Here is a 17898-nt window from a genome sequence, read left to right as displayed (position 1 = left end):
TTTTTCTATATCCATACCCATGAAAAACATACTAGCTTTACTTTTTGCCTCTCTGTCGGGCATGCTGTTCGCCCAGGATTATCAAGTCGTCTACCAAATGGAGATCGTAGACGTGCCAACCAACTACACCACCTATCTCAAAACCTATCTTGAAGGCAATGGCCAGGAGTCGCTATATGAGGAAGACTTCGAGGGCAGCCGTACGCAAGCCACGCAGGAAGGCACGCAACTATCCATTAACGAGAACTGGATATTCTACAAGGACCTAAAAAAGCGTACCTGCTCATACCCCGATCATATCAAATTCAAAAGTTTTGACGTAATCGACACACTTCCTACCATCGAATGGCGTATCGGAGAGGAAACCAAAGTAATCGCAGGATACAAGTGCCAGAAAGCAATCGGTGTACACCGGGGCCGTACGTTCGAGGTTTTTTTCACTAAAGACATCCCCGTTTCCGATGGCCCCTGGAAGTTACTTGGCCTGCCTGGCATGATACTGGAAGCCCAGTCCGATGATGCCATTGCCGCTTTTCGCATCAGGGCCGAGAAAGTCACATTCGCGAACACCAAAAAGAAATACAACAACCCGCACAGCGGCAAAAAAGCGATGAGTTTCGAAAAGTTCCGGGAGATTTACCGCCAGAAGTACGAAGAATTCCTCTACAAAATCGTTACACCCGACGGCGAAACCCGGCCGCTTTCCAAAGGATTCCGCGAGTATCTTGTTGAATGAAATCGATTCTGCTTTGTATTCTTGCCCTTCTCACGTCGGTAACCGCCCGGTCTCAGTTCATCATAAACGGGAAGGTTTCCGATGAAGACGGACCCGTTAGCGGTGCCAATATAATTATACGCGAGGGCGACGTCATCCGCCAGTTCACCACCTCTGCTACGGATGGAGCCTTTCGGATCAAGGTTACCACCACCGCATCCGCCTACCTCGAAGTTTCCGATCTACAGCACGAAACCATCGTCATTTCCCTCGCCGACCATCCGCCTCAAAACGGGGTCGTAAAGCTGGATATCCATTTAACCAAACGAGTGACGCAACTACAGGAGATACAGGTGGGTCCCCCTCCTGCATTGAGACAGGCGCAGGACACGCTAGAATACAACCCCGAACGCTTCCGGGATGGCAGCGAACGCGTCGTCGAAGACCTTCTGGCGAAATTACCCGGCATCAAGGTTGAAGCAAATGGCGAAATAAAATACAAAGGCAAAAGTATCAAGAAGATGCTGCTCGACGGCGACGACCTCTTCGACACCAACTACACTACCGGAAGCCGCAACATCAGTGCCGACATGATCGAAAAGGTACAGGGAATCGATCACTACGAAGAGAACAGCCTTCTGAAAGGCATCCGCGACTCCGACGAGGTTGCCCTAAATCTCGTACTGAAAAAAGGCAAAACTGACGTTTCGGGAAATGCTGCACTCGGCTACGGATGGGAAGACCGCTATCAGGGTGAACTGTCGGGCCTGGCAGTTAACCGTCGTATCAAAGGATTTGGGATCGCATCCTATAACAACATCGGCGTCAACAACAGTCCCTACGAGTTCAACTCCGAGATCATCTCGCTCGACCAACTGGCGAATCGCGATACGGAAGCAAAAGATGTTATCAGCGAAGGCGATTTCGGATCACTGCTCGATCCGCAATTCCACCGCGAAAACCGCAATTTCTACACCAGCCTGTACGCCCTTCACAAGGTCTTACGCCGTTCAAGCCTGAAATGGAGCGCCGGCTTCTACCGGGATCGTCTGTTCCGAACAGCCACGCAGGACACGCGAATCACCCTTCCAAACGACGTCTTTTCCGTCGATCAGGCCGATGCCATCTACAAACGCCCACAACTCCTTGATCTAAGTATGCAACTCGTCAATAAAGAAAATGACCACTTCCATTGGGAATACAAAGGGAAGGTCAACGTTTCAGAAGTGGCATACAACAACCAAAGCAACAACAATGGCACCTTGCAGTCGGGGGCCGTACAATCGGAAAAACGGAATCTGCGGCAGCAGCTGGCAACCACCTATAAAATCAGCGACACGGAAGCCTTGGTGTCAGACGCCTCCCTTAGTCTTTCCGACCATCCCCAAACGCTGTATACCGATCCGGGCACGCTGGTTGATACCTCCTCCCTACTGGCGGCCTCCGACCAGGACAGTCGTTTTCAGAAGCAGGTACTGGCGTTACGCGCCTCTTATTTCCGCAATGCCGGCAATTATAAATGGGCGTTGCACGCACGGCATGATGATATCCGGAACCGACTCACGTCAACACTGCGCGATACGGACGGTGCTGTGATAGGGGGAGAATTCCGGAACGACATGACGTTCAACGCGCGGTCTACGTCACTCACACCCAAGGTCGCCTTTAGCTGGAGACGCTACACCTTCCGAACCGGCCTCACCCTAGCGTATAACGACCTACGGCTCCTATCACCCGGTTCCAACGATGCGGCAGGGACCTTCTGCCTGATGCCGCAACTTACGGCCCTTTTTGACCTCAACAACCTAAGCAACCTGTCATTTACCTATCGCTATGACCAGGAGATCCCTTCTGAAGACCGCCAGTTTACAGGAACCATACAAACGGATTACCGCGGTTTCCTTTCCAACCTGCCGTCGCTGCGCTACCTCAAGGCACATACCTACCAATTGGGCTATAGCTATAACAACCTGTTTGAGATGACCCGGTTCAACGTGTCGCTTGGCCACACGTTTCGTCCGGCCAACTTTTACTATGACCACGTAATCCGGCAGGACATCAGCATCAGTCGGTCTTTTTTTGCCAATGTCCCACAGCGCAGTTATACGCTTTCGACGTCGGCTGAAAACTACCTACACGCGCTGCGCACTACCTTCCAGTTCGACGGGTCGGGAACGCTGGGTTTCCTGAATAATGTCGTAAACGGTTCCGAAATACGGCGCATCCGAAACGAGTCGGTTTTACTCGAACTAAGTGCGAAACGCACTATCGGCAAAAAGATCTTTAGCGAAACCAAAACCTCCTACCGCACCTCCTCCTACACCGCCGACGGATCGCCCCGGCTGTCCATGTCGACGTTGACCCAACGCACCAAAATTACGTTCAGGCACCGCAACACCTTCAATAGCAGCATAATTGCAAACTACATATGCCCCAGCCTTGACAGCGGCCCCACCTACCTCTTCCTCGATACCGAACTCAACTGGACGCCTCTTAAAAACGGCCCCTCCTACGCCCTAACTGCTAAAAACCTCGCCGGCTACAGCCGCTTCCTGACGCGGAACGTCTCCGACTACGCCGTCACCGAAAGCGCCCACAACCTGATTGGGCGATATGTGATGGTGAAGATGACGTGGGGGTTCTGAAAGACGGTAAGGGGTTGTTGGGGGTTGGTTGTTGGACGGACGTAGCATCTTCCCAACTACTTCCCGGTTTTGGTCTTCCCGTCTTCCGAACTTCCGAACTTCTTCCGAACTTCTTCCGAACTTCTCCCCTCACCTCCGTTTCCTATTCTCAGGCGGCCGCGGCGTCCACTTCTGGTTATATCGAAGCGCTTCCAGTTTTTTATACAGCGCCTGGAGTCCGTACGTACCGGTCTTTCCGTAATCGAAAATACGTTTCACCTTACCGCCATCGTAGGTAATGGTCAGCGTAGCCCCGGGCAGATCGGTTGCCCCAACAGCGTATTCGTCACGTAATCGCGGGAAATCTAGATAATTGAGAAGGGAGAAAACGGCCTCGAGGTCTGCCTTTCGGATAGTTCCTTTATAGGTACCCTCGTTGTAGATGCTCCGATACAGATTATAGTTGTTTTCGGGATGTTCATCAGGCCGGACCGGGCGGGTGGCCTTAGGCGGCTCGTCAGAGAAATTATAGGCATCCGCCTGGAAAGTAGCCCGACCATCGCCCTGCACCGTCAGCGTGAACATAGGACAGGTGCCGAAACAAGGGTCGGTGGTGAGTACGAGTTTTTCAATCTGGTGGGTCTCCGGACTTGGATTATACTCAACCGGATACCCCTCTTTTACGGTCAATAACGTATGCGTAAGCGTGCTCGAACCCTGCGCGGTGCGTGCCGTTTGCATCGTAAACACATCAAGCAGGCTGTGTCCGTCGCGCTGCACGGGATATACGACAAGCAGGTCGCGAAACCATCCGCTCAGGTAGCGCTTTTCCGTGTCTGTTGCTGATTGCAGGAAAAGAATCGATTCAAAACCGCAAACCGACAGCGTATCGGCACAACCGTAGCGCGCATCACCCGAAACCACCAAATCAGTATAGCCATTGTTGTCGAAATCCCCCCTGACAAAAAGTGGGGGCTTCACGCGATGCACTTGCCGAAACACCTCCTCTTGGTCATAGAATAAGTCCACTTTTTCATAATCGGATACCGGTCGAAGCTTAAAACGCCGCAGTAGGGTGTCCTGTTTGCGCACGAACGCCTCCACCTCCTTATCACTGGCCAGGCTATCGACAGGTCCGGGACGGTGTGTGGCCCGTACAAACGCGGGCTCAGCGCGCTGTTTACATCCCCACATTGTGCACACGAACACACCAAAAAAAAGCAACACACGTAACGAACGCATAGGCCGGTTTTTAAAGATATAACGACGGTAATGTGGGTTTGGTATGTTGGAGGTTGGGTGTGGGTCTTTGGTAGTGTTTTTTTAGTGGTTGGTATTGGGTGGTTGGATGGATGTGTGATCTCCCGAACTTACCAACTTCCGATCTCCCGAACTTTTCCTACCCCTTACGGAAAACCGTACAATCCGCCTTCCAGAACCCCTTACCTTGCCGCCTGAAGCCGGTTGACCCGTGATGATGTCACCCACTGCTTCCTTACAAAACACCGCGTATGAACCTATCCAAATCCCCTGCCGACGACTGGAAAGCAAACTACAGTCCGGAAGCCATTCGAAAGCGCAAAAAACAACAACTCGTGCGATTCGGGTGCCTTCCAGCCGCCGCGTTTATCGTGCTGGTAGTCATTATCGCCATCTCAACCGACGATCGGAAATGCGGCGGAGTGGCGAAACCCACCTATCACGATCCGCTTAAAATCGGGATCGACAGCGTCAGGGCGTTGGTGGCAAAACCGGTGCCTACCGCGAACTGGAAGGACTGGGGTGAGCCCGAGACGTTAGACAGCACCAACCTGCGCTATTGGGTGTTCTACCTGAAGAAAGCCAACATTTCGATGGTCGTACGAACGTCGACCGACACGGTGGAATTTGCCGATTTTGAACGGGAAAGTGCCCTTGAGTACTTCCAGAAAAAGCAGCAGGAACACAGAGAACTTGTAGAAAAACAATTTAGTTCCCTGGACGGTTCGCACCCAGGATTGACGCGCTTGATCAAAAAAGTCATGAACGACCCCGACAGCTATGAGCATGACGATACGGTGTATTGGGATATGGAAGACTATTTGGTGGTGCGTACCAGCTTCCGGGGACGGAATGCGTTCAACGGAATGGTCCGGAACTACGTCAAAGCCAAGGTCGACTTCGAGGGTAACGTACTGGAAATTATAGAACAAGGCCCCTAACGTCTACTCCAACCCTCCCGAACTCCCAACGCCTGAACTTTTCCTACGTACATCTACGCACCCTCACGACGTTAGTCGGAAAAGTAGGATGATGGGCGGGGGAATTTGGGGTTGGGAGAGGGGTTGGGTATATTAGAGTATTTCAAGAGTAGCAACTTAAAGCAATACTAATCAAACAATTGCAAACGGCGATTAGTTGAATTATTTAATATTCTTTCGATTTATAATAAATCATATGATACGAATTTTACCCTTCTTTTTATTTCTAGTGGTGGTGGTTAGCTGCACCTCGCGTAATAGTGTGTACAAAGTAAGCGACTCGTTCGTGGACTCCTTACAATCAAACTATGAAAGTTATGGCTTCATGGGCGTCAAAGAACACTTGACAATAACGGAAGATAGTTTATATCAGATCGCGCCAATTGGCAGATTGATCAACGTCAAAATTCTAACGCCGGCAAGTCAGGAAGAATACAATCAACTAAGAGATGATTTAGCTCGGCATTATGAGGGGGATCCAAGAGTTAATGACGTTTATATTTGTCAAGCCGGGACTGTTATGATCGACTGTAGGAATTAGATTCGAACTCGGTAAATATTAAATACGTGTAAGACCGTATCTGACTGATAATAGGAATCCGAACCAGTAGCACCGCTTTTCCAATCCACACCAGTATTTTGGAAACTGTATTGCAGAATACAGTCCGAGTTTACTCCAAACATGTCTTCGAATTACAAAGCGAACACTAACGTGCTTTATGACTCCTGACGCTCGTATAGTAGGAAGATAACATTGAAAAACAACACCCTTCAATCTACTCAAATCAAAAAACATTAGGCCATTTCGAAAAGCTTTTATAGGTTTGAAAACAGCGGCAGCGGCAACCAATGTTCCGACACCGCTACCGAAAAACACTAATGGAAGAAACCTATATCGTCAGGCGCGGCCTTACCGATAACGCCAAACGGAAATTGCACATCAGTCCCGAGGCCATACGTTTCGAAAACAAGAACCGGGTTGCCGCTACGTATACCACGTTGGTCGCTGACGACATCACCGACTTCCGGTTCGGCATTAATTGGTATGTGTTTAAGGGCATCCCGTTCGGTCGGGAATACCGCATCTTCGTCCGTACCCGACAGGGCGAGGAGCTTAAAATTCATTTCAATTCGTATTTCGGACGCCACAAAAAAGCCTACATCGAATTATATGGCCAAATCGTCAACTCTATCTGGAAAAACCATTTTGCTCGGATAACGCAGGAATTCCTATCAGAATTTGAAAAAGGGGAAACCTTCAGGATCGGTGACGTCGTTCTCCACCCAGACGGTTTGCTCCTAAAAAGGGACGACCCACAGCTTCTTCCCTGGAAAGAGGTCCGAACGGCGAATTACGCGACCTATTTTTCCATCTATTCTGAGAAAGATCCGATGACGCGCAACCACGGTTTCAGCTACCATCTCGACTGGAATACAGAAGTCCTGAAACGAGTCGTGAACCACATTATCAAAAAATAGTATCTTCCCCAGACACGGGATCCCCATATTCGAAATGATGTTCTACCAATGACCTCTCGACAAAAATTCAAATACCTCGTCCTGATTGTTCTTCCCTTGTTCGCCATGGCCCAGGTCGTGCACAATGGAGATTTTTGTACCTCAATTGCGGATGCCTTATTCTTATCGTTGATTTTGATTCTGTTTATCCTGTTTTTCATCGTGATTACATTGCGGGACATCTACAAACTGATCCGATTCCGCACCCGTTTTGACTTCAGGCCCGCCCTGATTTTTGTCGCGGCAGGCGCCCTGGTCTGGATGGCGACAGAAAACGAAGTACGACCGCTCTTCAAAAAGGAAGTGTATGTGGGAAGACTCGATACGAGCGACACGAATGCAGGCTTGTCGTTGTATAGTGACGGCACGTTTACGATTTGGGACAGCTCCATAGAATCGCAGTGCTTCGTAAAGGGTGATTATGAAATTACGGGTGCTATTTTGACCCTCCACCGAGACCAACTACCGCCGCTTACCGACCAAATGCTCACCAACGTCTACAGGATAGGGAAAGACAGCTGTTTGATACCTTTGAAGACGCCCTTTTTACGATTAGTACCAACGTCTCATAACAGATAACGCATCGCCCAACAACCAACAACCAACAACCAACAACCCTCAACTAGCAACCCACAACCCATGACCCCTTCTCTCATCCTCGTCTCCGACATCAATGAAAGTGAACTACAGTCGTGCCTGGCCGATTTCGCCAACATCTATGCACCTTATGAAGGACTGGCCAATCTCGACATCCACCGCCGGAAAGGCGCGACCGATTATCTGGTTGTGGTGCCCGACAGCTGCGACTTCACGCATTTCGCGTATTGTGTGAACTACATCGTCTACAGCCGTAAACCCGGACTGCCCCGGCCATCTGTCGACGGTTACTACGCCGTAGCCTACGACCCTTCGCTGCCCTTCCTGACGGGCGATGTCGTCCGCGTTTACGTAGCCAGCGACGATAAAGAAGTCGACAACGTCACGGTGGTCAACGATCGGCACGAAACCTACCTGTTTCCGTTCGGCGATAACCCGTCACCACGCGACCGGGGCGAACGACTGTTCCAACCCGTGCCCGTGTCCCTCGACGACTACCACTTCCTCATCACCATGATCCCCGCTCCGGACCAAGAGAACGAACAAAAACCCTGGTGGAAGTTTTGGTAGACTAGGAGTTAGGAGTTGGGAGATAGGATTTAGGGCGAAGGAGCTAGGGAATGCTGATCCGTCGCTAAGGACTTCCTAACGACACCTTCGTAACGTCTGCCTCCTCTCTCCTCTCTCCTCTCTCCTCTCCTCTTTCTTCTTTCTTCTTTCTTCTCGCTCCTTGCTTGTCTTGTCCTGAAATAACTATACACAAATTTTCAGTGTATGGAACAAGAAGGAAAATTGGCTAATTGCCAGCACGAGGGAAAACAAAGTCATTTTGATCCTCGATTAATTGCAAAGATTGTAAGTGAGGTTGAGGCGGGTTTGCCTCGCAAGGAGGCCAACCGGATTTATGGCCTTGGAAAAAGTACTTTGTGCATTTGGATGCGCAAATATGGTTCGAGTCACTATCACGAGAAGATAAAGCGCCGGAGCTATACAAAATTGCAAAAGCGCACCATTGTCAGCGCTGTAGAACAGGGTAGGATGAGTATCAGTGAAGCGTGTAGCGCTTATGGTATAAAAGACGCGAAGTTGATTCGTGCCTGGCTTTTGAAATACAGGGAAGAAAAAGTGGATATTTGTACTGTAATCCCATCGGTCATGTCCAAGAAGCCCGCCCTGAAGGATGCTGCAGAAGTCGAATCGCTCCGCAAGGCGCTGCAGGAAGCTGAGATGAAGATTAAGGCATTGAACACCCTTATCGATGTTGCCGAAGAACAGCTTAAAATTGATATCAGAAAAAAGCCTGGTGCCAGGCAGTCCTCAAAATGAAACAAGACTATCCGCGTTGCGGAATAGGAATGTTATGTGGGCTGTTTGGCAAAACCCGACACGCGTATTATGATACGCTCTGGCGCAGGGAAACGGGGCTTATAGAGGAAGATATCATCCTTCAGGAAGTGCAGAGGCTTCGCAAGTCATTGCCTCGTGTGGGCACCCGAAAACTCCTTCATCTGTTAGGTCCGGTGTTGGTATCACACCAAATTCGTATTGGCCGCGATGCCCTTTTCGATCTCTTACAGCGACATCGTTTATTGGTGGGCCAACGCAGGCGAAAAGCCATCACCACCGATTCACGCCACTGGATGCGTAAATATGGCAACCTGATAAAAGATATAGTGATAAACAGGCCCGAGCAGGTTTGGGTAAGCGATATTACTTACATCCGTATGTCTAACCAGTGGGGCTACCTGAGTCTGATTACCGATGCTTATTCAAGAAAAATCATGGGATACAGTTTTCGTAGTGACCTGCAGGCTGAAGGTTGTGTTCAAGCGCTGCAAATGGCACTGGACAATCGTGCCTACAACGCTACCATCACGCATCACTCTGACAGGGGATCTCAATATTGCTCAGCTCTATACGTCAGCCTACTACAACAAAACAACATCAGGATCAGTATGACAGAAAATGGCGACCCTTACGAGAATGCAATTGCAGAAAGGGTAAACGGCATCATCAAAACAGAGTTCAATCTGCACACCAGCTCTTTAGGTTTTGAACAAACCGGGAATCAAATAGCGAAAAGTATCAAGGCCTACAATGAACTACGTCCTCATGCGAGCTGTAACTACTTAACCCCGGAAGAGGCTCACCTTAATTTAAAACCGCTCACAAAGCGATGGAAAAACTATCACACACAAAACAAAAGTAAATCTCAATGTATAGCTGACCTAGGATTATGAATTACATTTGTATAACTAAAACAGGATTTATTTAGTAATCTGTATAGCTATTTTAGGACGCGACAGCTCCCCACTTAAAGCCTAGATAAAGCGTGTATAAAGCGTATATAGAGTGTATATAAAGCGTTAATGGTGACAAACGCGCCTTCTGTAACCCCGTCCGAATCTGCCCACCAAGTATTGACTACCGACTACTGACTGCTGACTACTAACTACCGACTACTGACCACCAACTACTGACTACTAACTCTTTTTTTCACATCCGCTCAACCTACCTTTCCCTACTTTTACGTCGTGAAAACATTCTCCGAACCCGAAATCGACCGCATCATCGAAATGGCCTGGGAAGACCGCACGCCCTTCGATGCCATTCGCCTGCAGTTCGGCCTGACACAAGGGGAGGTCGAGAAACTCATGCGCCGCGAATTGAAGGAGAGCAGTTTCAAGCGTTGGCGCGCCCGGGTATCGTCGGGTACGGGCGTGAAACACCGCGCCAAGGCCGACCCGGATATGCTGCGGTTCAAATGCACCCGCCAGCGCGCTATCAGCGGCAACCGGATCTCGAAGCGGTAAAACTCTATGGGCCAGCACTCCTACCTACTCGAAAAATCCGATAACGGTACCCATTTCATCGTGCTGGATTCGTCCCTGAGCGAGGAGTTGCTCGCCGCCGGGCACAAGCGACTGATCGCTTCCATCGGCGCCGTTTCTTTCCACTGTGCGCTCCTCCCGATGAAAGGCCGGGGCCATTTTGTGTATGTAGCGGCAGCCGTCCGGAAACAACTCGGCCTCACGGCCGGGAATCACATCGGAATAAAGTTCCGTCCCGACAACACCCCCTACCAATTCGACATGCCGGAGGAATTCCGGGAAGTGCTCGACACCGATTCGTCCGCACAAGAGGTGTTTGAAGGCCTGACCGACGGCAACAAACGCGGACTCATCCACCTCGTGACCCTCGTGAAATCACCTGATAAACGAATTGAACGGGCGCTGAAGATTGCCCACCAATTGAAACGAGGGGTGACGTCACCGCGGTTGGTGTTGAAGTAACGAATGTAGGCGCGCCATTTTTGGAAACGGGGCATCGACATCCCGTCTAAATCGGGAAAATCGCTATCTTTAGAGTACGTACTTGAAATGCTCGGAATACGAGCGTACGAGCATCCAGAAACGCGCGCCCGCTGTCTTACACCACTTACCCTTAACGATGAAAACCGAACGCATCTACCGAATCCTATTCTCCAGCGTCTATCCGCTTTACGTCAAGAAGGTGACGTCGAAGGGCCGCACACAAGACGAACTCGACGACCTCATCCTATGGCTGACCGGCTATGACCACGAAGGCCTCAAAAGGCAGATCGAACGCCAGGTCGATTTCGAGACGTTTTTCGCCGAAGCGCCTCAATTGCATCCCAATGCCCCCAAAATCACCGGTGTCATCTGTGGATATCGGATAGAGGAAATCGAAGATCCATTAATCCGTAAAATGCGCTACCTCGATAAGATCATCGACGAACTGTCCAAAGGCAAAGCAATAGAAAAGATAAAGCGCAGCTGAACACGGAAGGGATTTTTACTAACTTTATCCTATGCACTACCCGAACATGAAATACCTTATCGCCTTGCTGATCAGTTGCTGTGGTCTGGCACAAGACCTGCCGCAGGTCGTCAGTGGCCGTATCGAACGCATCGAAAACTTCCCTTCTAAATACGTCACATCCCGAACGATTGACGTGTGGCTTCCGGAAGGATATTCCACAGCCAAGCACTACGACGTGTTGTATATGCACGATGGCCAGATGCTGTTCGACCCCACAAAATCATGGAACAAGCAGGCCTGGGACGTAGACGATGTCGCATCGGCGTTGATGGCGAAAGGAACCGTCCGCCCCTTCATCGTGGTCGGCGTTTGGAACGGCGGCGTCACCCGTCATCCGGACTATTTCCCTCAAAAACCCTTTGAATCGCTGACACCGGTAGCACGCGACACCGTCACGGCGCAACTGCGAAAAGCCGGACGCACCGAAGCCGCGTTCCAACCGCAATCTGACAATTACCTGAAATTCCTGGTAACCGAGGTGAAACCGTATATCGACCAGACCTATAGCGTCAACCCAGACCAGGCGCACACCTTTATCGCCGGCAGCAGCATGGGCGGTTTGATTTCGATGTATGCCCTCTGCGAATACCCCGATGTGTTCGGCGGCGCGGCTTGCCTGTCGACGCACTGGCCCGGTACGTTTGCAGCCGAGAACAACCCCATGCCGGATGCGTTCATTTCCTATTTGTCGTCGCACCTTCCCGACCCGAAAACCCACCGGCTGTATTTTGACTGTGGCGACCAGACTCTCGACGCCATGTATCCGCCTATCCAGAAAAAAGTAGACGCCTTGCTGGCACGGAAAGGCTATACCGGAGGAAAAGGGCTGAGCCGTTTCTTCCCGGGTGACGACCACAGCGAAAAGGCCTGGAAAGCGCGACTGGACGTACCATTGGTGTTTTTATTGGGGAGGCCATGACGTCGGACCTGGCAGTTGCACGTAACCACTACCTCGCCCAACGCCTTCGGGAAGTGCTTCTTGATGGCCGTTGGATTGCCAATACCAATTTCCGTGACCAGATCGAAGGCTTAGACTGGCAGGTGGCGATTGAAACGATCGGGCCGCATAATTCAATCGCGGCTTTGACCTTTCATATCAATTATTACCTGGCCGGACTTCTTTCGGCCTTTTCAACGGGGAGGCTGGACATCCGGGATACCTACAGTTTCGACCTGCCGCCGATCACAACTGAAGCGGATTGGATAACGGTCGTTACCACTTTTATCGACAACGCACAACGCTTTGCAGATGCGGTTGAAAAGATGCCCGATACTCTTTTTGACCAACCGTTCGTCGATCCGCGCTATGGCACCTACCTGCGAAACATCGAGGGCGTCATTGAGCATAGTTACTACCATCTGGGGCAAGTCGCGCTAATTCGGAAGCTCATCTCAGCACGCACGGTTTAGGGCGTCACGGAACTTAAACCTGCACAAAACGCCGAAACGCCCGCCCGCTGAAAAAAGCGAGACCGACCACAAGGGCAATATTGAAAAGGGTAGGATACGATTGGTGGACGGTATCCGAGTTCTCATAGAAGAACAAGAGATATAGCGTGTCTTTCTCGTAACCGCAATTCGGACACAATACCGACGTCGCTATGACATAGTCGATTCCGAGCAACAGCACCAAAGAAGCGCCAAAAACGAGAAGAAACGCGGCAGTCGACCGTTTCATATCGCCCGTCTTTTATTCCTTTTTTTCTTCCGTTGGGGCCAACACAGCCGGAACTGCAGAGGCAGGTGGCGGTGTTTCCGTTTTCGCTTTTGCAGGAGCCGAACTCAGGGGCGCTCCCACTGCAATGTCACAACGGTGACCGGGTTGTCCGTGCGGCGGATTCATGCCCGGCGCGGTTTTCACCGTAGGTTGTGCCTGTACGACAGGCGCTGACACGGTGGTCTTACCCGTCTGTGCGGCTGTCTTGCCCGGAGGTGAATTCAGCGGCGCACCTACAGCAATATCACAGCGGTGGTTCGGCTGCCCATGCGGCGGGTTCATACCGGGTGCCACTTTCTGTGTAGCCTGCACCTGTTGTGGATTCACCTGGACGGTTTGTCCCTGCGTAACCTGTTGTACATTTTGCGGAGCGGCAACCGTTTTCGGCGCGCGCCCGGTGACCGTGTCTTTGGAACTGTACATCGGTGTCTGTACCTCCAGTTCTTTTTTACAGGAAACAACTGCCAGGGCCACTGCCAGGCAAAAAGCCATCTTTCTCATCCTAGGGGTAGATTTTGCTTCTCAAATATAGAGATTTTGGCGCTACCGTGTATATTTGAAAAAACACAACGATGAAGGCCACTTCGGTAGAGGCGTATATAGAACGTTTTTCGGGTGAGGTACGGCAGCGGCTTGAACAGATGCGACGCGTAATACGGGAAACAGCCCCCGATGCAGAGGAAAAGATCAGTTACGGGATGCCCGCTTATTTCGATGCCGGGGCACTGGTTTATTTCGCTGCTTTTGCCCACCACACGGGATTTTATGCTACCCCCACGGGCCATGAGGCGTTCAAAGAGGCATTGTCTTCCTACAAACAGGGAAAAGGATCGGTGCAGTTCCCGCATGACCGGCCGCTGCCTATTGAATTGATCGAAGCCATCGTCCGCTACCGTTTGTCGGAGAATCGGAACCGAACAAAGAGTAATTTTCGGAAATGAACCCATGGCCACCGATTATTTCTATATTTAGCGCAAATATCTGACCATGAGACTGCGGTTTTTAGCCCTACTGTTTGTTGCTACCGGGGCATTTGCCCAACGTTGGGATTCCTTTCATTTTGGTGTGAAGACAGGAGCTGACTACTACCAATTTCTTTCGGACGGACGAAACGATGCCACAAGCCAGGCATTTGGATACTACGTCGGACTCTTTTTCCAGGCGAAAATAGACGAAGATCTATTCCTGTGTCCGGAGGTGTTGTATGTAGGCCATAAACGCGACCAATTCGTACATGGCATTGGTTATACCGTGGGCGGCATGCCAATGGCCGGGGAATGGGGCGAAATGCGGGTGCGGGAGGGTATTCTGCAATTCCCGCTCATGACGCGCTACCGATTCAGCAGGGAGTTTTTTGGGGAAGTCGGTCCGCAGGTAGCGTATTCGATCGAACGCAATTACGATCCGATTGTGAGTGGCAATGTGCCGTCGCAAATCACCCAAAAACCGGATTACGAAAAAGTAGATTTCACCCTGGCGGCCGGTGTTGGTTTGCATATCTCTTCCAATTTCGCGTTCACAGCGCGGGCCTACGTGGGGTTGACCAAACGCGAATATGAGGCGCGGTCAGCCGGTGTGAATTTGGGCATCATGGCGTATTTCAAGTAAGAAATCGCACATAACAGAAAAGCCTCCATACGGAGGCTTTTGTTTTTATTTACTGAGGTACATCTTGCGCCGCGAGTAAAGCTCGTAGAACTGATCGTCTTTCAGGTCGTCGATGAAGAGGATGCTTTCGCCTGTCGACTTCATCTCAGGCCCCAACGCCTTGTTCACATTCGGGAACTTATTAAACGAGAATACCGGTTGCTTGATTGCATAGCCTTTCAGTTGGGGGTTGAAGGTAAAGTCGGTGACTTTCGCCTCGCCCAGCATGATCTTCGTCGCATAGTTGACATACGGTTCGCCGTAGGCTTTCGCGATGAACGGCACCGTACGTGACGCCCGCGGGTTGGCCTCGATGATGTATACGGTATCATCTTTTATGGCGAACTGAATGTTGATGAGTCCGACGGTTTTCAGCGCCAGCGCGATTTTCTTCGTATGGTCTTTGATCTGCTGCATCACGAACTCGCCCAGGTTGAACGGCGGCAGCGTCGCATTCGAATCGCCTGAGTGGATACCACACGGTTCGATGTGTTCCATGATACCGATGATGTAGACGTTCTCACCGTCACAGATGGCATCGGCTTCCGCTTCGATGGCACCGTCGAGGTAGTGGTCGAGCAGCAGTTTATTGCCGGGAATATTCTTCAACAGGTCGATGACGTGTTCTTCCAACTCTTGTTTGTTAATCACGATCTTCATGCCCTGGCCACCCAATACATACGATGGGCGCACCAACAGCGGGAAGTCGAGTACGTCGGCCAACTTACTGGCTTCCTCCGCACTTTCCGCTACACCGAATTTCGGGAAGGGAATGTGGAGCTCGCGCAGCAATTCCGAGAAACGACCGCGGTCTTCCGCCAGGTCAAGGGCATCGAACGAGGTACCGAGGATCTTGATGCCGTATTTTGACAGTTTCTCAGCTAGTTTCAGGGCTGTCTGTCCACCCAACTGCACGATGACGCCCTCGGGTTTTTCGTGTTGGATGATGTCGTAGATGTGCTCCCAGAAGACCGGCTCAAAATAGAGTTTGTCGGCCGTATCGAAGTCGGTCGAGACGGTTTCAGGGTTGCAGTTGATCATGATGGTCTCGTAGCCGCATTCGCGGGCCGCGAGCACGCCATGTACGCACGAGTAATCGAACTCGATGCCCTGCCCGATACGGTTGGGGCCTGAGCCGAGTACGACCACTTTACGTCGGTCCGTCACCACACTTTCGTTATGGACGAAACGCGTGCCGTCGGGGCGCTGTATCTCGGCTTCGAAGGTCGAGTAATAATACGGCGTACGTGCCACAAATTCTGCAGCACATGTGTCGACGAGTTTGTAGACGCGCTTGACGCCCATCTCGTCGCGCAGTTTGTGTACCTGGCTTTCGAGGCAGCCCATCATGTGGGCGATCTGGCGGTCGGCGAAACCTTTTTGCTTCGCTTCGAGCAGGAGTTCTTTCGGAAGGGTGTCGATGCGGTAGTTGGAAATCTCTTTCTCAAGGGCGTACAGCTCTTCGTATTGCCGTAGGAACCACATATCGATTTTGGTGATCTCGTGGATGCGGCTGAGCGGTATACCCATCTGGATGGCGTCGTAAATGACAAACACCCGGTCCCAACTGGCGTGGGTGAGTTTGTCGATGATCTGCTCGTAGTTTTTATAGCCTTTTCCATCGGCGCCGAGTCCGTTGCGTTTGATTTCGAGCGACTGGGTGGCTTTGTGCAGTGCCTCCTGGAACGAACGGCCGATGCCCATCACCTCACCTACCGACTTCATCTGGAGTCCGAGGGTTCGGTCGGCACCTTCGAATTTATCGAAGTTCCAGCGCGGGATTTTCACGATGACGTAATCGAGGGTCGGTTCAAAAAGCGCCGAAGTCGATTTGGTGATTTGGTTTTGGAGTTCGTCAAGCGAGTAACCGAGGGCGAGTTTCGAGGCGATCTTCGCAATCGGGTAACCCGTTGCCTTCGATGCGAGTGCGGATGAACGCGAAACACGCGGGTTGATCTCGATAGCGACGATGTCTTCTTTGTCGTCAGGTGATACGGCGAACTGCACGTTACAACCGCCTGCGAAGTTGCCGATCGAGCGCATCATCAGGATGGCCATATCACGCATTTTCTGGAAAGTCGTATCGGACAGCGTCATGGCCGGTGCAACCGTAATCGAATCGCCGGTGTGGATACCCATCGGGTCCATGTTTTCGATCGAACAGATGATGACGACGTTGTCTTTTTGGTCGCGGAGGAGTTCGAGTTCATATTCCTTCCAACCCAGGAGTGCCTTATCGATGAGTACTTCGTGTATGGGCGATGCTTCGAGTCCACGGGTCAGCAATTCATCGAAGTCCTCTTTGCGATGCACGAAAGCCGCACCCGTACCACCAAGGGTAAACGACGGACGGATAACGAGTGGAAAACCGAATTCCTGGGCGATCTCTTTTCCTTTGAGGAAGGAGGTCGCGGTTTTGGCCGGAGCCGTCGGGATACCGATACGTTCGAGCAGTTGCTTGAACTGTTCGCGGTCTTCGGTGATGTTGATGGCGTTGATATCGACCCCGATCATCCGGACGTTGAAATCTTCCCAAATGCCTTTTTCATCGGCTTCAAGGCAAAGGTTGAGGGCAGTCTGGCCTCCCATGGTGGGGAGTACCGCGTCAATCTGCGGGTGCGCCTTCAGGATTTCGATGATTGACTTGGTGGTAAGCGGTTTGAGGTAGACGTGATCGGCCATGGCCGGATCGGTCATGATGGTCGCCGGGTTCGAGTTGATGAGGATGACTTCGACCCCTTCTTCGCGGAGGGAGCGTGCCGCCTGTGAACCGGCGTAATCGAATTCGCAGGCCTGCCCGATGATGATGGGACCAGACCCGATGATAAGGACGGATTTGATGGAAGCGTCTTTTGGCATACGTAGTTGTGAGTAGTCAGTAGTTAGTAGTTAGTAGTCAGTAGTTAGTTGTTGAGAACTTATTATCCTAGCCCGGATGGCAGCGGTTAGCCTTTCGACGGAAAAGCGTGGTTTTGCCCGTGGCGACGGCGACCGGAG

The 17898-nt window shown here is 51.2% G+C and carries 19 protein-coding genes; 15 read left to right on the top strand and 4 right to left on the bottom strand.

What is annotated here, in order from left to right; genetic code table 11:
* Positions 1-19: 19 nt before the first annotated feature.
* Together MKO97_RS07040 and MKO97_RS07035 are read left to right on the top strand one after the other, a co-directional pair.
* On the top strand, positions 20-736 hold the full coding sequence (locus MKO97_RS07040; protein WP_241105434.1) for a GLPGLI family protein: 717 nt from the start codon (positions 20-22) through the stop codon (positions 734-736).
* Positions 733-3360, top strand: a complete 2628-nt coding sequence (locus tag MKO97_RS07035) for a carboxypeptidase-like regulatory domain-containing protein (RefSeq protein WP_241105433.1) — start codon at positions 733-735, stop codon at positions 3358-3360. The genes MKO97_RS07040 and MKO97_RS07035 overlap by 4 nt, the downstream gene beginning before the upstream one ends.
* Positions 3361-3489: 129 nt before the next feature.
* Here MKO97_RS07035 and MKO97_RS07030 read toward each other — a convergent pair whose 3' ends face one another.
* Positions 3490-4581, bottom strand: a complete 1092-nt coding sequence (locus tag MKO97_RS07030) for a DUF6438 domain-containing protein (protein ID WP_241105432.1) — start codon at positions 4579-4581, stop codon at positions 3490-3492.
* A 269-nt stretch (positions 4582-4850) separates the two neighbouring features.
* Here MKO97_RS07030 and MKO97_RS07025 point away from each other — a divergent pair, with 269 nt between their 5' ends.
* The 11 genes from MKO97_RS07025 to MKO97_RS06975 all read left to right on the top strand — a co-directional run bounded on the left by MKO97_RS07025 (position 4851) and on the right by MKO97_RS06975 (position 12947).
* The gene (locus MKO97_RS07025; RefSeq protein WP_241105431.1) at positions 4851-5540 is read left to right on the top strand and encodes a hypothetical protein; all 690 of its coding nucleotides are present in this window, start codon (positions 4851-4853) and stop codon (positions 5538-5540) included.
* 918 nt (positions 5541-6458) lie between these two features.
* On the top strand, positions 6459-7058 hold the full coding sequence (locus MKO97_RS07020; RefSeq protein ID WP_241105430.1) for a hypothetical protein: 600 nt from the start codon (positions 6459-6461) through the stop codon (positions 7056-7058).
* Between the two features lie 48 nt (positions 7059-7106).
* Positions 7107-7676 (top strand): hypothetical protein, encoded by a 570-nt coding sequence (locus MKO97_RS07015; RefSeq protein WP_241105429.1) that lies wholly within the window; start codon positions 7107-7109, stop codon positions 7674-7676.
* Between the two features lie 60 nt (positions 7677-7736).
* Complete coding sequence (locus MKO97_RS07010; RefSeq protein ID WP_241105428.1) at positions 7737-8264, top strand: hypothetical protein; 528 nt, start codon at positions 7737-7739, stop codon at positions 8262-8264.
* Positions 8265-8468: 204 nt separating this feature from the next.
* On the top strand, positions 8469-9020 hold the full coding sequence (locus MKO97_RS07005; RefSeq protein ID WP_241102823.1) for a transposase: 552 nt from the start codon (positions 8469-8471) through the stop codon (positions 9018-9020).
* Positions 9017-9934 carry an IS3 family transposase gene (locus MKO97_RS07000; protein ID WP_241105427.1) on the top strand — a complete coding sequence of 306 codons (918 nt, stop codon included), beginning with the start codon at positions 9017-9019 and terminating at the stop codon, positions 9932-9934. The genes MKO97_RS07005 and MKO97_RS07000 overlap by 4 nt, the downstream gene beginning before the upstream one ends.
* A 294-nt stretch (positions 9935-10228) precedes the next feature.
* On the top strand, positions 10229-10507 hold the full coding sequence (locus tag MKO97_RS06995) for a TIGR03643 family protein (protein WP_256463652.1): 279 nt from the start codon (positions 10229-10231) through the stop codon (positions 10505-10507).
* A 6-nt stretch (positions 10508-10513) separates the two neighbouring features.
* A complete protein-coding gene (locus tag MKO97_RS06990) occupies positions 10514-10987 on the top strand; it encodes a YdeI/OmpD-associated family protein (protein ID WP_241105426.1) in 474 nt (157 codons plus the stop codon).
* Positions 10988-11144: 157 nt separating this feature from the next.
* On the top strand, positions 11145-11495 hold the full coding sequence (locus tag MKO97_RS06985) for a DUF2200 domain-containing protein (protein ID WP_241105425.1): 351 nt from the start codon (positions 11145-11147) through the stop codon (positions 11493-11495).
* 31 nt (positions 11496-11526) lie between these two features.
* Positions 11527-12456, top strand: coding sequence for an alpha/beta hydrolase (locus MKO97_RS06980; protein ID WP_241105424.1), 930 nt, complete (start codon positions 11527-11529; stop codon positions 12454-12456).
* On the top strand, positions 12453-12947 hold the full coding sequence (locus MKO97_RS06975) for a DinB family protein (protein ID WP_241105423.1): 495 nt from the start codon (positions 12453-12455) through the stop codon (positions 12945-12947). The genes MKO97_RS06980 and MKO97_RS06975 overlap by 4 nt, the downstream gene beginning before the upstream one ends.
* 13 nt (positions 12948-12960) lie before the next feature.
* Here the strand turns inward: MKO97_RS06975 and MKO97_RS06970 are convergent, their stop codons facing one another.
* Both MKO97_RS06970 and MKO97_RS06965 read right to left on the bottom strand, forming a co-directional pair.
* Complete coding sequence (locus tag MKO97_RS06970; protein WP_241105422.1) at positions 12961-13215, bottom strand: hypothetical protein; 255 nt, start codon at positions 13213-13215, stop codon at positions 12961-12963.
* Positions 13216-13227: 12 nt separating this feature from the next.
* On the bottom strand, positions 13228-13755 hold the full coding sequence (locus MKO97_RS06965) for a hypothetical protein (protein ID WP_241105421.1): 528 nt from the start codon (positions 13753-13755) through the stop codon (positions 13228-13230).
* 71 nt (positions 13756-13826) lie between these two features.
* On the opposite strand from MKO97_RS06965, the gene MKO97_RS06960 reads away from it, so the two are divergent.
* Both MKO97_RS06960 and MKO97_RS06955 read left to right on the top strand, forming a co-directional pair.
* Positions 13827-14195 (top strand): iron chaperone, encoded by a 369-nt coding sequence (locus tag MKO97_RS06960; RefSeq protein ID WP_241105420.1) that lies wholly within the window; start codon positions 13827-13829, stop codon positions 14193-14195.
* A gap of 46 nt (positions 14196-14241) precedes the next feature.
* Entirely contained in the window at positions 14242-14862 is a 621-nt protein-coding gene (locus tag MKO97_RS06955; RefSeq protein ID WP_241105419.1) for a porin family protein, read from the top strand.
* Positions 14863-14907: 45 nt separating this feature from the next.
* Here MKO97_RS06955 and carB read toward each other — a convergent pair whose 3' ends face one another.
* Positions 14908-17760, bottom strand: a complete 2853-nt coding sequence (carB, locus tag MKO97_RS06950) for a carbamoyl-phosphate synthase large subunit (protein WP_241105418.1) — start codon at positions 17758-17760, stop codon at positions 14908-14910.
* Positions 17761-17898 lie beyond the last annotated feature (138 nt).

The organism is Flavobacterium sp. HJ-32-4 (assembly GCF_022532105.1).
Lineage (GTDB): Bacteria > Bacteroidota > Bacteroidia > Flavobacteriales > Flavobacteriaceae > Flavobacterium.
Note: the sequence above shows the minus strand (reverse complement) of the source record. Positions and strands in the feature narration are given on the sequence as shown.

Excerpts from the sequence above, each read along its gene's own strand:
- MKO97_RS07040 (WP_241105434.1), top strand. The coding sequence starts at position 20 with ATGAAAAACATACTAGCTTTACTTTTTGCCTCTCTGTCGGGCATGCTG.
- MKO97_RS07035 (WP_241105433.1), top strand. The coding sequence starts at position 733 with ATGAAATCGATTCTGCTTTGTATTCTTGCCCTTCTCACGTCGGTAACC.
- MKO97_RS07030 (WP_241105432.1), bottom strand. The coding sequence starts at position 4,581 with ATGCGTTCGTTACGTGTGTTGCTTTTTTTTGGTGTGTTCGTGTGCACA.
- MKO97_RS07025 (WP_241105431.1), top strand. The coding sequence starts at position 4,851 with ATGAACCTATCCAAATCCCCTGCCGACGACTGGAAAGCAAACTACAGT.
- MKO97_RS07020 (WP_241105430.1), top strand. The coding sequence starts at position 6,459 with ATGGAAGAAACCTATATCGTCAGGCGCGGCCTTACCGATAACGCCAAA.
- MKO97_RS07015 (WP_241105429.1), top strand. The coding sequence starts at position 7,107 with ATGACCTCTCGACAAAAATTCAAATACCTCGTCCTGATTGTTCTTCCC.
- MKO97_RS07010 (WP_241105428.1), top strand. The coding sequence starts at position 7,737 with ATGACCCCTTCTCTCATCCTCGTCTCCGACATCAATGAAAGTGAACTA.
- MKO97_RS07005 (WP_241102823.1), top strand. The coding sequence starts at position 8,469 with ATGGAACAAGAAGGAAAATTGGCTAATTGCCAGCACGAGGGAAAACAA.
- MKO97_RS07000 (WP_241105427.1), top strand. The coding sequence starts at position 9,017 with ATGAAACAAGACTATCCGCGTTGCGGAATAGGAATGTTATGTGGGCTG.
- MKO97_RS06990 (WP_241105426.1), top strand. The coding sequence starts at position 10,514 with ATGGGCCAGCACTCCTACCTACTCGAAAAATCCGATAACGGTACCCAT.
- MKO97_RS06985 (WP_241105425.1), top strand. The coding sequence starts at position 11,145 with ATGAAAACCGAACGCATCTACCGAATCCTATTCTCCAGCGTCTATCCG.
- MKO97_RS06980 (WP_241105424.1), top strand. The coding sequence starts at position 11,527 with ATGCACTACCCGAACATGAAATACCTTATCGCCTTGCTGATCAGTTGC.
- MKO97_RS06975 (WP_241105423.1), top strand. The coding sequence starts at position 12,453 with ATGACGTCGGACCTGGCAGTTGCACGTAACCACTACCTCGCCCAACGC.
- MKO97_RS06970 (WP_241105422.1), bottom strand. The coding sequence starts at position 13,215 with ATGAAACGGTCGACTGCCGCGTTTCTTCTCGTTTTTGGCGCTTCTTTG.
- MKO97_RS06965 (WP_241105421.1), bottom strand. The coding sequence starts at position 13,755 with ATGAGAAAGATGGCTTTTTGCCTGGCAGTGGCCCTGGCAGTTGTTTCC.
- MKO97_RS06960 (WP_241105420.1), top strand. The coding sequence starts at position 13,827 with ATGAAGGCCACTTCGGTAGAGGCGTATATAGAACGTTTTTCGGGTGAG.
- MKO97_RS06955 (WP_241105419.1), top strand. The coding sequence starts at position 14,242 with ATGAGACTGCGGTTTTTAGCCCTACTGTTTGTTGCTACCGGGGCATTT.
- carB (WP_241105418.1), bottom strand. The coding sequence starts at position 17,760 with ATGCCAAAAGACGCTTCCATCAAATCCGTCCTTATCATCGGGTCTGGT.